Annotated in this window: 15 protein-coding genes and 1 pseudogene; 5 read left to right on the forward strand and 11 right to left on the reverse strand. The window is 68.6% G+C overall.

The features are described from left to right. Window positions 1-490 precede the first annotated feature (490 nt). Window positions 491-1,024: a hypothetical protein gene (locus ACFVGY_RS33095; protein WP_385684714.1), complete on the forward strand. Its 534-nt coding sequence runs from the start codon at window positions 491-493 to the stop codon at window positions 1,022-1,024. 452 nt (window positions 1,025-1,476) lie between these two features. Here the strand turns inward: ACFVGY_RS33095 and ACFVGY_RS33100 are convergent, their stop codons facing one another. Together ACFVGY_RS33100 and ACFVGY_RS33105 are read right to left on the reverse strand one after the other, a co-directional pair. Continuing rightward, window positions 1,477-1,746, reverse strand: a complete 270-nt coding sequence (locus ACFVGY_RS33100) for a hypothetical protein (protein WP_385684716.1) — start codon at window positions 1,744-1,746, stop codon at window positions 1,477-1,479. Between the two features lie 238 nt (window positions 1,747-1,984). Beyond that, on the reverse strand, window positions 1,985-2,326 hold the full coding sequence (locus ACFVGY_RS33105; RefSeq protein ID WP_385684719.1) for a lamin tail domain-containing protein: 342 nt from the start codon (window positions 2,324-2,326) through the stop codon (window positions 1,985-1,987). Window positions 2,327-2,521: 195 nt separating this feature from the next. On the opposite strand from ACFVGY_RS33105, the gene ACFVGY_RS33110 reads away from it, so the two are divergent. Continuing rightward, window positions 2,522-3,892 carry a NucA/NucB deoxyribonuclease domain-containing protein gene (locus ACFVGY_RS33110; protein ID WP_385684722.1) on the forward strand — a complete coding sequence of 457 codons (1,371 nt, stop codon included), beginning with the start codon at window positions 2,522-2,524 and terminating at the stop codon, window positions 3,890-3,892. A gap of 47 nt (window positions 3,893-3,939) precedes the next feature. Here ACFVGY_RS33110 and ACFVGY_RS33115 read toward each other — a convergent pair whose 3' ends face one another. Then, window positions 3,940-4,395 carry a hypothetical protein gene (locus ACFVGY_RS33115; protein WP_385684725.1) on the reverse strand — a complete coding sequence of 152 codons (456 nt, stop codon included), beginning with the start codon at window positions 4,393-4,395 and terminating at the stop codon, window positions 3,940-3,942. 309 nt (window positions 4,396-4,704) lie between these two features. Here ACFVGY_RS33115 and ACFVGY_RS33120 point away from each other — a divergent pair, with 309 nt between their 5' ends. Further along, window positions 4,705-4,992, forward strand: coding sequence for a transposase (locus ACFVGY_RS33120; RefSeq protein WP_385684728.1), 288 nt, complete (start codon window positions 4,705-4,707; stop codon window positions 4,990-4,992). 177 nt (window positions 4,993-5,169) lie between these two features. Here ACFVGY_RS33120 and ACFVGY_RS33125 read toward each other — a convergent pair whose 3' ends face one another. The 8 genes and pseudogenes from ACFVGY_RS33125 to ACFVGY_RS33160 form a co-directional block, all read right to left on the reverse strand. Then, entirely contained in the window at window positions 5,170-5,580 is a 411-nt protein-coding gene (locus tag ACFVGY_RS33125) for a hypothetical protein (RefSeq protein ID WP_385684731.1), read from the reverse strand. Between the two features lie 241 nt (window positions 5,581-5,821). After that, window positions 5,822-6,142 carry a hypothetical protein gene (locus ACFVGY_RS33130; RefSeq protein WP_385684734.1) on the reverse strand — a complete coding sequence of 107 codons (321 nt, stop codon included), beginning with the start codon at window positions 6,140-6,142 and terminating at the stop codon, window positions 5,822-5,824. Window positions 6,143-6,492: 350 nt separating this feature from the next. Next, a complete protein-coding gene (locus ACFVGY_RS33135; RefSeq protein WP_385684737.1) occupies window positions 6,493-6,714 on the reverse strand; it encodes a zf-TFIIB domain-containing protein in 222 nt (73 codons plus the stop codon). Window positions 6,715-6,740: 26 nt separating this feature from the next. Then, window positions 6,741-7,004 (reverse strand): hypothetical protein, encoded by a 264-nt coding sequence (locus ACFVGY_RS33140; RefSeq protein ID WP_385684739.1) that lies wholly within the window; start codon window positions 7,002-7,004, stop codon window positions 6,741-6,743. Between the two features lie 189 nt (window positions 7,005-7,193). Then, window positions 7,194-7,571 carry a DUF6009 family protein gene (locus ACFVGY_RS33145; RefSeq protein ID WP_385684742.1) on the reverse strand — a complete coding sequence of 126 codons (378 nt, stop codon included), beginning with the start codon at window positions 7,569-7,571 and terminating at the stop codon, window positions 7,194-7,196. After that, complete coding sequence (locus tag ACFVGY_RS33150; protein ID WP_385684745.1) at window positions 7,568-9,082, reverse strand: phage/plasmid primase, P4 family; 1,515 nt, start codon at window positions 9,080-9,082, stop codon at window positions 7,568-7,570. Before ACFVGY_RS33150 ends, ACFVGY_RS33145 begins: the two co-directional genes overlap by 4 nt. Next, entirely contained in the window at window positions 9,079-10,185 is a 1,107-nt protein-coding gene (locus ACFVGY_RS33155) for a bifunctional DNA primase/polymerase (RefSeq protein ID WP_385684748.1), read from the reverse strand. Before ACFVGY_RS33155 ends, ACFVGY_RS33150 begins: the two co-directional genes overlap by 4 nt. Window positions 10,186-11,493: 1,308 nt before the next feature. Beyond that, window positions 11,494-11,817 (reverse strand): annotated as a pseudogene (locus tag ACFVGY_RS33160) (hypothetical protein); the annotation flags it as partial. Between the two features lie 172 nt (window positions 11,818-11,989). On the opposite strand from ACFVGY_RS33160, the gene ACFVGY_RS33165 reads away from it, so the two are divergent. Beyond that, window positions 11,990-12,874, forward strand: a complete 885-nt coding sequence (locus ACFVGY_RS33165; protein WP_385684751.1) for a hypothetical protein — start codon at window positions 11,990-11,992, stop codon at window positions 12,872-12,874. A gap of 138 nt (window positions 12,875-13,012) precedes the next feature. Continuing rightward, complete coding sequence (locus tag ACFVGY_RS33170) at window positions 13,013-13,810, forward strand: hypothetical protein (RefSeq protein ID WP_385684754.1); 798 nt, start codon at window positions 13,013-13,015, stop codon at window positions 13,808-13,810. Window positions 13,811-13,882 lie beyond the last annotated feature (72 nt).

The raw sequence follows: 13,882 nt of genomic DNA on the forward strand, positions 1-13,882 counted from the left end.
GCGCGGGGCCCTCCCGCGAGCCCTCGCGCGCGCGCTCTGGGGGGGGGGGGGTGGGGTGGGGGGGGGTGGGGGGGGTGGGGGGGGGGGGGGCGCCGCCCCCGGGGGGGGGGCCCCCCCCCCCCACGGGTGCACACGGGACGAGTAACGAACTGCGCGTGATCGTGTACCCGCCGGACGCTGAAGGGGCCCGCCGTGACCACTGCGTCGGCGAGATCCTTGCCCGCGCCGTCAGCCGCCGGAACCCCTGAGTTGTTGCGGCTGGCCAGCCTGGACCCGCCTCGTGCGCCTCCAGGACCGTGCCTGACCGAGTGGCGGGGGGCCGCCCTGCCGTCTAGAACCCCGAGGCCGACGAACCGTGAGCGCCGCGGCAGTGGAGGCTGCCGCCCGGTGGGGTGGCGGCGGACGCGCCAGCCGCCCCCGCACACTCCGCAGCGCAGCGGCAGCCGGACCGCGGCGGCCGCTGTCGGAGCGGGCCGTTAGGGTCCGGCGTATGAACCCCTCCGACCTCCTCGCGGTGCTCACCGACCTCAAAGCAGAACAGGAACGCCTCTTCGTCGGCGCCCAGCAGCTCCAGACCCGGCACTTCGAGCAGTTCAGCGACCACCAGGTAGGCGTCGAGTCCGGGCTGGTCCTCAGGCCCGTCGGGGCCGGAACACCGCCGAACCCTTACGTCGCCGACCTGCCGACGGCAGCCGACTGGCCGCCGGGCATGCAGCTCCGCCTGAGCAACTGCTTCGAAGGCATCACCGTCCGGCAGACCGTCGACGAGTTCGGCATGGACGCCCACCTGACCGTGACCGCCGACGGCTACATCGCCTCCACCCTGGTATGGGCGCAGCTGGACCTCCCGCGGCAGGGCCTGCCCGCCGGCTACCACGCACTGCGCGAAACCCGAAGCCCCGCACCCACCCTGGCCGAGGCCTTCGCGGCACTGCGTAGCGAGATCGACGACCTGCTGGCCATGGACAACCCCTTCGCAGCAGTCGGCCCGCCGGCACCGGAGCCAGACGCATGCTCCGGCTAGAGCTGTTGCCGAACTCACCCGGCGGCGAGGCGAAGGCCTGTGTTGGGGTGCTGCGGTGGAGGCGGGGGCCGGCGCCCGTCACCCCTACGGCGTTGCGCGCAGCGGGCCGGTGCCGACGGCGGCGGGCAGGACGAACGGCTGCTCCGCGTGGGCTTGGCCCGGGCCGCCCTTCGGCTACAGGTCGGTGTAGGGCGGGTGCCCCTCACGATCGCGATCAGCTGCAGACGCGGTAGGGGCAGGGCATAGAACCAGCCGTCGACCAGGAGGGGGATGCGGCGCAGGCTTCCGGGGACGCCTTTGCGGCCGCCTTCGCCGATCTCGGTGACGTCGACGCCGAGATCGGCCGAGGGCGACGAGTTCGTCGGCCAGGCGCTCGACTTCAGCGGTGACGTGGGCGGGCAGGCCTTTGATGACCTCATCGGCGTTCGGGTCGTGCTCCCACCGCCAGCCGGTCACCGGGCTCCGCCAAGCGGGATGCCGGCCTCTGCCGCTGCCACATCGAGAAGGCGGCCGATCTCCGCGGTGATCTTGGCGGCTTCGGCCGGGGTGGCTGCATCAGCGGCCTGATCCTCCAGCGCGCGCAGGCGGGCCGCCTGGCTGGGGTGGCGTTCGATGGCCACGTAAAGGTCCCATTGGCGGAGGAAGCGGCGCATCGGGGCGGAGCTGACCTGCTCGCGTGCACGCGCCACGGCGGTGGCGCGTTCGGCATCGAAGGTGGGCACCGCAATCGGGGCCAGCTGGGCAAGGGCCGCGCGCAGGTCTTCGGCCGTCGCCGGCGGCTGCGGGCCCGCCGGTGTCGAGGAACGACCTAAGCTCGCCAGCCGCGTACGGATGAACGCCCCCAGTTACGTTCGTTGGTCGGGCATGGCAGAGGATCTCGATGGTGATCACGTTCGCGCTCATGCCGGTCAGGAGGCACAGGCAGGAGCCCGCGGTTCCCGATGCAGCAACGAGTCACCCTCACGTACCAGGCCCGAGCAACCTCAGAGCAACATCGGCTCCGCGGCCCCGCCGCACGTGGGTGTCCGCACCGTAGCGGCGGTGGTGGCCCCAGGACTCGGTGTCGACGGTGCGGCCGTGCTCGTCGCGCAGGGTCGCGGTGTCGGAGGGGTTGTCCCAGATGTAGTCGCGGCGGTTCTGGAACACATCCCGGCGGGTGTCGCGGCCGGAACCGGTGTGGACGCGCGGGGTGGCCCCGCCCTGGAGGCGGACGTCGCCGAAGCGGTAGCGGTTGTTCTGCTGGCCCCGCAGCGTCCGCCCCCTCAGGTCGATGCTTCGGCAGGTGGTGTTGGTGGTCTCCACCTCGGCATGGACGTCAGCCGTGTTGCGGATCGGCCAAGGGACTCGCACATCTCGCCAGGCAGTCCTCCACGCCTTCCCTATTAGCGCAAGCGTTCGTTATTTCTTGGCTGTTGAGCGAGATGCGCTCACCAACCATTCCTTGGGGGAATCATCACCACCGCACAGACACGCCGCCGCGTTGCTCTCTTAGCCGCCATGGCCGCGGCCATCGTCCTGCCCGCCGGGCCAACCGCCGCAGCAGCCGACGGAAGCAATGAATTCAGTGCCCGGACCTACATGCTCGCTCCGGGAGCCGCCACTCCTTCGCTGGCACAGCTGAAGGCCGGAACGGGGCAGGTGCAGCTGGCCGTGGCCGGTGCACCGGAGAATGCTGCAACGACGCCGATGGAGGTAGTCGGCCCAGCGGCTGCCTACGGCAAGCGGGCCAGCACTCCGGCCGCCGTCGCATCTCCGCGGCAGGCCGCACCGTTGCCGTTCATGGCACCGGCGGTTTCCTATCCGGAGCCTGCCCGCGCGTTGACGCTGGATGAGTGCAAGCAGAACCTGGCCGGAGCCACCCAGGTCTACATCAAGTCCCGGTTCGCAGTGTGCACGGGCTTGAAAGTCACCACCGTGTGGGAAAAGCAAAGCGGCGCAGTCGGCACCAGCACGTACACCGTCTACGTGCGGGGCACGGTCCCCAAGGAAGCCGACCGAACCATGTACTTCGACTACGACGTCACCGACTTCACCGCAGTGGGAAGCACCGGAGTCTCGGGGCTGAAGATCGGCCTGAAGGGTGACATCGCCGCAGACTGGCCAGCCGCCGCCACCCCCATCACCAGCAACACCCTGCCCGTGACAAAAACATGGCTGGAGATGCAGTCACACCCCCACTACACCCACTCCGTGCGCTACGCGCCGGGGCAGGGCACCGGCGCCGGCGCAGCGGACGTCATTGCGGCGGTCTACCAGCCGGAAGTCACCTCGACTCTTCCTGCGGGCTGGGTAGGCGAGAGTCCCAAGACCGGCAAGCCCTTCATGTTCGCCCCGCGCTGGGACGCGGCCTCCTACCTGCGCAACTCCACCGGCGCCGGCAACCCGGCCAACAAGGGCGGCGCAGCGTTCAGCATGATCGCCACTCTGGAGTACAGCTCCAAGCCCGGGGCGCCAGAGCAGGCCGTGGCCGAGCACATCCGGCAGGCATTCACCAACCCCAAGGCCACCAAGCCGCTCAACGCTTTGAAAAACGTACCCGGCGACACCATCCAGGAACCGCTGCACCGCCTGTTCCTCGACACCAAGCGCCACGACCGCAACCGGGCCGTCGCAGTCCGCGAGTGCAAGCGCTACTGGGGAGCGAACTACACCGACGGCGGCAAGGAATGCGACGAGTTCCCCTTCGCCTCCACCTACGAAGGATCGGCAGTCGAGGAGTACGACGTAAACGTCGAGAGGAACAACTTCTCCGTCCAGCCCGTGCCCGGTGACCAGAACGGAGCCGCTGGCACCCTCCTGCGCGGCTTCTACAACGCCAACCGCATCATCGACGGCCCCGAAGACGGCTTCATCGTGAAGATCAACTGATCCTGTGCAGAAGCGGGCCCGGCAGAGCTGTGCGCCGGGCCCGCTCCTCATCCGGCCTTCGGCCAGAAATCGATCACGTACCGCTCCACTCCATACGCCGTGCCCTCGTCCCGCGTCACACGCTCGACCTCAGCCCGTCCCGCAGCCCGAACACGAACCCTCCACCTTCCCGCCCGCCCCAGCCGGATCAGCTCCTGCGAACGGCCCGCCCCCCAGACTGCGACATCACCGGAGACGGACTCGTAGTCGACCTCCGCCTGCTCGTCCCACTCCCCCTCATCAGCATCAGGCCGTGCGTCCCAGACGCGCGCCGTCACCGCGGCCGTGTGCGTGTGACCAGCACTGAACACGTCAAACCGACGCACGTGCTCCTGCAGGAACACACCCCACGCGAAGTCGTCCGGAAACGGCACCGGCACCACGCTGTCATCCGACTCCTGAAAACCAAGGGACCGGAACTCAACCCGCCCCTCCAGCTCCTGTTCCCCCAACAGAACGGCCACTTGCCCCTCCGCCTCCTCCCCCTGCCGACACACAGTCCCCGCGACCGTAGAACACACATCCGCGATATCCGCCAAGGACAGGCCACCGCAAGTCCATCGGTCAGGTTGAGCCATCCCCGCCGCCCCAAAGGGCCGGGGCGGTCGGCCGTCAGATCAGCAGCTGTACGGGCTCCAGCGGCCGAAAGGAGCGAGCAGGGGTGCGGGTCTGGCCGGCGTTCAAGCCCAGGGGCGGCGACGTGCTCTGGGCTTGATCCGCTTTGACGGACATCAGTGATCAGGGGCTTCGGTCCCGGAAGGATGATGTCCATCATGGAGAGCATGGGGAAGAAGAAGCCTCGCCCTCGCCGCTCGTTCACGTCGGAGTTCAAGGCCGAAATAGTCGAGCTGTGCCGGCGCGGGGACCGCTCGGTCGGTCAGGTCGCCAAGGACTTCGACCTGACCGAGACCGCGGTGCGGGACTGGGTGAAGCAGGCCGAGGTCGACGCGGGCGAGCACGACGGTCTGACCAGCAGCGAACGCGAGGAACTGGCCGCGTTGCGGCGGGAGAACCGCAGGCTGCGGGAGGACGTGGAGATCCTCAAGCGTGCGACGGCTTGACGGCCTGGAGGACGTCCACAGGCTGTATGCGACGTGGTCATTGGCCATGACAGGCCCAGGGTGTCACCGCAACAGAGCCGACTCCAATTGACTACGCCGATGCAGGGTGATCCTCAGTGGGCCGGACAGAGAGGTATGCCCAGCCCACTGCCCTGGCCGCTTGGCTCTTCGTCAGGCTCAGCGCCAGTGGTTGGTGTCGACGATCTCGCCGGTCTCCAGGTCGATGCGGCCCTGAAAATCACCCGCGTTGCGCGTGGCCATGATCAGAAGCGGCCGTCCGTCCTGAGGGAAGGCGTCGTAGAAGCCGTGCACGTCACACGGATCGTATGTCAGGTCGCGTGGCGGATGCAGCCGGAACCGTTCGGAGCCATCAGCCCGGTAGACAACTGCGTTGCCCGAGGGGGTGAAGGGTGCACCATTGATCGCTTCCACCACCAGTACCAGCGTCTCGTCGTACTCCCGCCACGACATGACGGCACGCGGCGCACGCTCGTACGACCTCTCGACCGCCCCAGCCGGCCCGCTCCACCTGACTGTCGTATCGCCTTCGGCCCAGGTTCCCGCGACGTCCGTACCGATAGTTGTCACTTGGGAATCTCCTTGGGCGGCTACTGGGATCAACCGGGCTCGATCTTCCCATTTCATGATCTCTATTTGAGTCCCGCCGCCGGGCAGACGGCCTTAGCTTCTCGTCCATCTGGGGTCCGATGATGCTCTCCTGCAAGGATTGGGGTGACGAGGACGGGCACCGCCTGGCCGTAGTCCCGCGCGGTGATCCCCCGGTGGTAGGTCTCGTACCGGCGCGGCGGCCGGACTCCTGAAGCACCTTTCACGGTGTTGGCCACCTTCGCCTCGGTGGTGTCCGCGAACACGAACGCCACCGGAGGCAGGCTCCTCCCGGCCGGCCGGTGGGGTAGCCCCGGCGCCACAGCCGCCTCTCGTGGTCGACGGTCTCGATCGCGTCCGGCCGGGAGCGGACCAGGTCCACTGTGCGCTTGTCCGCCTCCGACGGCAGCAGCCGTCCCCACGCCCAGTACCGGCGCAGCTTCTGCACCAGGTCGTGCGCGTCCTCGGTACGGCCGTCGATCTCCAACAGCAGCGCCAGCACCCCCACCGCCGGCGCCCGCACCATCAGGTCCGCCCGCGGCACGAAGCTGGCGCCCAGCCGGTGACCGATCCCGGCCCGGTGCAGTTCGGCGGCCGTCGAGGTGACTGCCGCGGCATAGCCGTCGTAACCGGTGCCGAGCAGTTCCCCGATGACCGGGCCGTACTGCCATCAGGTGCGGCGCACCGGGTACACGCGAGAGTGCCGCGCATCGTCGGATGGTGCGCACCGCAGTGGACTCACCCGATGGAATCCACCAGGTGGAGCCCATTCGATGGACTCCACCTGGTGTCGAACACCGTCGGGATGCAGAACATCGTGTGGTCCACTCAGTGGACGATGCTCTGCATCGTCACCACAGCCAGGCGTTCGAGTGCCGCATCCGGGCAGGACGATCAGCTCGGATGGACTGGTTCCAGCTTCTTGACCTCACCCCATGTGATCCCCCGCATCTCAAGGAACTCGCTGAGATAGTTGTCGGTTCTCTCTCGAAGGTCCTGTCGCTCCAGCCAAATCGATTCACATTCTGGGCACATGTGGAACGCCTCCCCGGTTGACTTGACCCTGTGGGGTGCAAGCCAGTCCTGCTCGCAGTGGGGGCAACCGATCCTGCTCATCCAGGAAACTCCTCGGGAAACCGTGACTACTTCGCTTCCAGGCCAACTGGCAACAACACATTGCCGATGTCGAAGCCCAGACCTGCCGAGTGGCCGACCGCACTGACCAGGCTTCTAAAACAAATCGACGCCAAGCTGGAGGAGCTCACCGACACTGACCCGCTCGCCGCTCTGCGGGCGGCCGCCACCTCAACCAGTACGACGTTCCCATCGAGCAGATCATCACCGGCCTTGGCATCTGCACCCAGGCCGCTCGCAGCCGACTGTTGCGGTGCCAGTCCTGACGGCACCTCGAGCACTGTACGGGCGGCGAGCTGCTCAACACGGTTTCAGTGCGTGGTCGAGGTGGCTCGCGTCGCCGTCTGGTTCAGTCGCTTGAGTCACTGGTTCGCAAACCTGCAGGTCAGGGGCATATCGGCGTCAGTTGGAGCGACTCAAGCGACTGAAGCTGGAGCACGCCGAATCGTTTTATAACAGGTCTACGGGTGCTGTGTGGGCTGTGCTGGTTTCTCGGAGCGATCGGTCTTTCTGCCTCGGCTGCCGGCCGAGAGGGTCCGAGGGTCGACTGCTTCGGCCGGAGCGCCACTGGAGTAGAGGCCGTCGGGGACGGTGTCTCGGTCGTGGGGCAGGAGCCAGAACACTCGGCGGCGAAAGGTTCCGCTGGCGCGGGAGGGTTTGGCTTGGGGGCCGAGCTGGGCGTAGCCGACGAGGCGGCCGTCGCGGTGGTAGGCAGGTTTGCCGCGGCGGGTGGGCAGGCGGTCGAGGGATTGGCGGACGTAGTCAAGGTCGGTGACGTCTTCGAGCCAGACGAGTTCGACTTCGTTGTGGATCTCGTCGTCGGAGATGAGGGAACTCATGCGCTCTCCTCCTCGGCGAGCAGTCCGATGCCGGGGTAGTACTTTTTGGAGTTGGACAAGATCATTTCTTTGGGTGAGGCAAGACCGACCATTTCCCGGGCCCGGGCCGCGAAGGCGCGGGACGAGACGGCGGGCGCGCCTTCATTTTGGCACCACGTGCGGTAGACGCTGTAGAGGCGGGCTTGTTCGGCTCGGTGGTCGGGCTGGAGGGTGCAGCACTCTTCGAAGAAGCGGCCGGTGTGGTCCTCGGTTTCGGCGTAGGCGTTGGTGGCGATCTGGACGGGTGTGGGGCCGGTCAGGTCGCGGTTGCCGGCGAGGTAGCGTCGGGCTCCGTCGATGAGCCAGGCGAGGATGCCAGGTCCTTCTTCGGCGACGAGGATGTCGGCCAGGTTGTCGATCTTCCGGTCGTCGGAGACGACTCGTTCGAAGGGCACCAGCCGCATGCGGCGCCAGAAGGCGAAGCCTCCTGTGCCGACTTCGGGGCGGTGGTTGCCGATCAGCCACAGTTTGTGGGTCGGGGTGAAGGAGAAGAAGTCCTGCCGCATCCGGCGGGCCTTGATGCGGTCGCCGCCGGTGAGCAGTTTGACGCGGGCTTCGTCGAACTTGTCGCCGGGTTTGACTTCGGAGCAGACGATGACGCGGCGGCCGTGGAGTTCGGCGAGTTCGGTGGGGTGGCCGTCGAAGGTTCTGGCCATGAGGAAGCCGGGCGGGGCGGCGTCTGCGTAGTCGCCGAGGAGTTTCATCAGTACGTCGAGCAGGACGGATTTGCCGTTTTTGCCGGAGCCGAAGAGGAAGGGCATGACCTGGGCGCCGACGTCGCCGGTGATGGAGTAGCCCAGGAGCAGGTGCAGGAAGTCGATCATCTCGGCGCCTTCGGTGTTGTCGCCGAAGGTGTCGGTCAGGAATCGGTTCCAGCGGGGGGTGGGCTGTGTCCTGGGGCCGGTGGAGGTGGACCGAGAGTGAAAGTCCTTGTCTGCCTCCGGTGGACGGATCAGACCGGTGCGCAGGTCGACGATGCCGGCTGGGGTGCACAGGGCGTACGGGTCGGCGTCGAGAAGTTCGGCTCTGAGGACCATGCCGGGGGCGGACTTGGCCTGGGTTAGCAGGGCGTTCTGCCCGGCGGTGCTCAGGGCGCGGCGGCGGTGCTTGAGGAGGGCTTGGTTGGAGTAGATCCCGCGGGGGTCTGTGGTGGCGATGGCTTCGGCCAGGTCTCCGGCAGCCCAGATGACGGTGTCGTCTTCGTCGACCTGCCAGCGGGTGGTGTCCCACCGGTACCAGCCTAGGCCGGGCACGTGCCGGTAGTCGCCCGCGTAGAGGCGGACGAAGAGCTTGGCGTTACCTCGGTCGCTGAGGGTGTCGGGAAGCAAGCCTGCGGGGCTGGCGTGGTCGGGGTGGGACTGTTCTCGCGCTTGGGCGGGCAGCGGCGGCGGGGCTTGGGCGAGGATCTGGGCGGCGATGGCTTCGGCGTCGAAGTCGAAGAGGTAGCCGTTTTCCTTGGGGAGAGGGGTCACCGGCGGCCTCCGAGGTGCAGGGGGCGCTTGGCGCCGGCGGTCATGCCGCTACGGATGATCTGCTCGATGCGCTGGTTCTGTCCTGGGCGGGCCATGACGGCGGTGTCGAGCAAAACCTGTTCGGCTTTTTCCTGGGCGAGTTGTCCTGCGGCGGCAAGACCGCCGAGGGTGTAGGCGGCTCGGTTCAGCTTCTCGGTGAAGCCCGCACCTTCGGGGACCTGTGCGCAGGCGGCGACATCCGCAAGGAGGGCCGACAGCATTCGGGATGTCTGTTCGCGGCCTCCGCCGGCCGCGATGACTGCCTGCCGGGCCCGCGGGGGGACCGGGCGGGGGGCAGGGATGTGCGCGGCTGGAAGGTGTCCTGTGCGCTGTAGTTCCTGCGCCAGCCAGGCGGGGAGGGGGGCCGGCTGGCGGGCGGAGCCGATCGGTGTGTAGGTGCCTGCGCTGGTAGTGGTGCCTGGGGCGATGGCGTAGCCGCCGTAGGCTCGGACATCTACCTGCCAGGCCAGCGCTCGTGACTTGCCTGAGCCCGTTGAGGACTGCCAGCGGCGGCCGTCGGTGGCCCGGTACCAGATGTGCATGCCGCCGGAAGGGGTACGGACCCGCAGGGTGGAGTCATCCTCGGTTGGAGACGTCGCCTCGCGCAGGGCAGCCAGAACCGCCAGTGAGTGGTACCCGGTCGTCATTCCCGACAGGTCGATGTGGTCGCCGATCGTGATTCCGGGCAGGATCCTGTCCCGCGAGGGCAACACGGCGGTGTGGGTGTCGACATCGATGATGACTACGCCTGCCGGGCCGCAGGCAACACCCACTCCCAGAGCAGGGTTGCGGCCCCACCAGTTGTCGACACGGTCATAGTCCAGCGTTGCCGCGTGGAAGCCGTGGCACCACTTGCCTGTCTGCGGGCAGGGGCAGCCCTCATGGGTGTGGCCCGGCTGGGAACAGTCTCGGCAGTTGGCCGCTGGCGTCTTGCGGCCAGCAGCCAGCGGCAGCACAGGCCAGCCGTTGCCGACGCACCAACGGGCCACAGTGTGCGTAGCGACTGAACGCTCAGGAGTGCTGTGCCCTGAGTCGCTGCGAGAAAACCGCAGCTCATTGGGCATCTTGTTCCCCCTACAGCGACTGAAGCGACTCAATAACGGACACAGCCTAGCGAAGCTCAGTGCACGGTGCGGGCAGCATGTCACCAAACTCTTCAGCCGGTGTGTCGATCGCCCCACCCCTCCCGCTCAGCGACTGAGGCAGGTCGGCCGCAGTGACCGTGTCCACTGAGTCGCTGTCAGTCGCTGAACACGAACCTGCAGGTCAGACGACGCGTGACTTCCTCAACAGCGACTGAAGCGACTGAAGGCTCCTATATATGACGCACACACGCGCACACGAATCTCGTCATATACCTGCACTTGAGTCGCTTCAGTCGCTGCACAGGCCACCACAAGGCTTTGACCTGCGGGTATACCAAGCGACCGAAGCCAGCGACTGAACACCCAGCCACTTCTGGGTACGTCTGGCTTCAGCTGTACTGGCCGCCGATCTTCACAACCAACAACATGCCTTCCAGCTCGCCCCCCTCGATTCGGGTTGGCTTGGAAACGACCGACTGGCAAGCTCCAGCGATGAGCACTGGTGCACCCCGACGGTGCTGCACAACCAGTGCAGCGCCTTCTCCATACCGCTGGCGGCTCGCACTGTCGTTGCCCAGGGGCCTCACAGCAGGTTGGAGGGTGGCACCGGCACTGCTCGCGCTCGGCGCAGCCGGCGCCCTCGAGGCAGAACACGGGCCAGGAAGCGGGTGACACCGGCAGATCGACCTGTGGTCGGGGTTGTCCTGACCGGGGTAGTTGAGTCTCGCCGATGGGATGTTCGGTCCAGGCGTAGAGGGTGCCGCCCGCGAGGAGCTCTTCGAGGTGGCGGCGGACGGCACTGGACGTGCCAGACCGCGACGACCTCGGGCTCCTGAGCGTGGGTCATGCCGATCCCTCCGCGGCCTGGCGGTTTCGGCCGTGTGGGTAAGGAATGCCGAGAGGTCGGCGGTGGCGTCGGGAGCCGCGGTGGTCAGGCGGACCGCGAAACACCAGTTGGTCGATGTCCCCGTCAGGGCGTAGCGGGCGAGCATGGACAGGAGCTCAGCGGCGGCGAGGATGGGCTTCGGCAGGAGCCGGGCGGCGGCCTCGCGCCGCGGGCACTGCCGCGGAGTCATGTCGGCCTGCACGTATGACCCGGCCCGGCGGCGAACTGCTGATGGCCGTCGTTCGAGCTGCCGCTCGCCGCGAACCCGAAATAGGCGGTGCACTCCACCCCCAGCCCTCCCGAGGTGGCCGCGCGCCCTCGCGCCTGGGCCCTGACCTGCGGTTGCCACTCTGATGCGGTCCCCTCCACAAGCACGGCTCGGTGGCTCTTCTGCGGGTTCGTCAGCTGCCCGGCTCGGTAGCCGCTCCACCGTGCGGCGGGAGACTCTCAGGCTCGGCGAGGCCTGCATGGAGCGTCCCCTCGGGCGGTACGGAGCCGTCGCTGAGAAGGCCACCGCCCTGGCCGCTGCCGCATCCCGCTCCGGCCGCTTCGCCGCCAGCGATGTCCAGCCCTGCAAGCCTTTGCCGAGGCCTCCGAGCTCCACGTAGCGTGTAGGCCGCCATGAGTTTGTCGTCCTGCTGCATCAGCCGTGCGTACTCCGGGTGGAACGGCTTGTACAGGTCGCTGTTCAACGTGTCCGCGAGCATGTTCCCCACGCGGGTCTTACCGACGCCGGGCTCCTAGCCGGCGCGGCACGGACCGCGGCCCTGCTGGAAGCTACCCCCGACCTGGAAGCGCTGTCCTACTACCCGCACCTGCTGGCCTGGGATCTCAGCCGCCTGCCCGCGAAGAAGGCCATCACCCCAGTGGTTTTGCTCGACACCTTCGAGGACACCAGTGACCGGCACCGCGACTTCGAACGACTGCTGCAGCGCCTGGTCTGGCTCATGCCCAACGCCTTCTTCGTCATCGGCGGCCGCAGCCGGCTGCCCTGGGCCGACCCGGCACTGCACGGCCAGCTCGACTGGACTGGCCCCGCCGCCTGGCCCGGCCTGGCCACCACCGCAGCCGTGGGCAGCCGTACCGTCCGGACGGCAGCACCTGATCGGTGACCTCTCCCCCGAGGACTGCGAGGACCACCTCGGCCGCCGCCTGGTCCAGGACGGCCAGCCCCTCATCGGCGCCGACATCCGCGCGGCGATCACCGCCCGCTCCCACGGCCTGCCCCTGCACCTGGACCTCGCGGTCTCCCGCTACCTGGAGATCCGCCGCACCGGCCGCACCCCCACCGCCGACGACTTCGACTGCTCCTTCCCCGCCCTCCTCGCCCGCACCCTCTCCGACCTCACCCCCGAGGAACGACACCTGCTGCGCAGCGTCGCCCTGCTGGACGCCTTCGACCTCGACCTCGCCACGCAGACCGCCGGCCTCACCCACCAGGCACTCGCCCGCCGCCTGACCGAACGTCCCCTGATCAGCGAGAACCCCTACGCGCTGTGGCCCTACCACCTGCACCGTGCGATCCGCAGCGCCGTACGCGACGACGAGCACAGCGACGACCGCTGGCACCAGGCCGCCACCCGAGCCCTGGCCGCCCTCGGCGACCAGTGGACGAAGGCCGCCGCCCTCGCCCCCAGCCGCATGCTCCTGGTGGCCTGCCTGCGCCAGGGCCTGCGACTGGCCCGCGACCACCACCGGGCTGGGCTGGCTCATCGAGGCCGCCTACGTTTACACCGACGACTCCGTCTGGGAGCCTCTCGCCCTGCCGACCCCCGCGGATGAGGCACCGGATAGCCCCGCCGATGCCGTCGCCGAGCTCCTCACCGCGATCACCGCCGCCAGCGCGAACACCGTCAGCGCACCGCCGGCCGCCTCACCGCCGTCCTGGACACCGGGCTGCTGCCCGCCGAGCTGACCGAGATGGCCCTCTACTACCGGGCCAAGGCTCACAAGGACCTCAGCCAGAACGACGCCGCCCGCACCGGCATGCAGCAGGTCGTCGACACCGACGGCCGCCTCGCGCCCAAGGCCCGCCGGGCACTCGCCAACCTGGCCCGCCTCGCCGGCGACTTCCCCACCGCCCTGGCCGCCGTCCCCACCCTGGGCTGGAAGGGCCGCCACCACCGCGTCCTCGGCGACATCCACTGGTCCCACGCCGACACCGCAGCCGCCGTCGCCGCCTTCGAAGTCGGCCGTGCCGAAGCCGAGCAGCAGCACGGTGCCGCCGGCGAGCGCGCCATGATGCAGGTCCGCCTCGCCCTCGCTGTCTCCTTCGCCGACCCCGACCGCGCCGACGACGAGCTAGCGCTCGCCCACCAGCTCCTTGACGGCCTCGACCAGCGCTCCAACACCCTCCTTGCCCAGGTCGTCGCCCTCAAGGACGCCGGAACGGGCGACGTCACCACGCGCGCCCAGAGCCTGCGGGACGACCTCGAGGCCGCGGGGCTGCCTTTCCTCCACCGGTTCGTGGAGCTCGCCCTCGCCTTCCACCACGCCGTCCGCGGCGAGGACCAGGCCCAGGCCGCCACCATCGGCCGGCTCCGCGCGCTCACCGCCACCGGCGACTTCGCCTACTTCACCGACATCGCCCACTTCATGGCCGGCTTTCCCCTCCCGGAGCCCTCGACCCCCCGCTGGATCACGAGCGAAGCTGACGTCCGCGCCGCCTGGCGCGGCCTGGTCCGAGCCCGTCAGGCACACCTGCTCGCCGACAACTGACCCCGTACATGGCGGCGGGGGGGGCCCGCGGTGTGTGGGGGGGGGGGGGGGCCGGAGGGTGGGGGGGGGCGG

It is taken from the genome of Streptomyces sp. NPDC127106 (assembly GCF_042677605.1).
Lineage (GTDB): Bacteria > Actinomycetota > Actinomycetes > Streptomycetales > Streptomycetaceae > Streptomyces.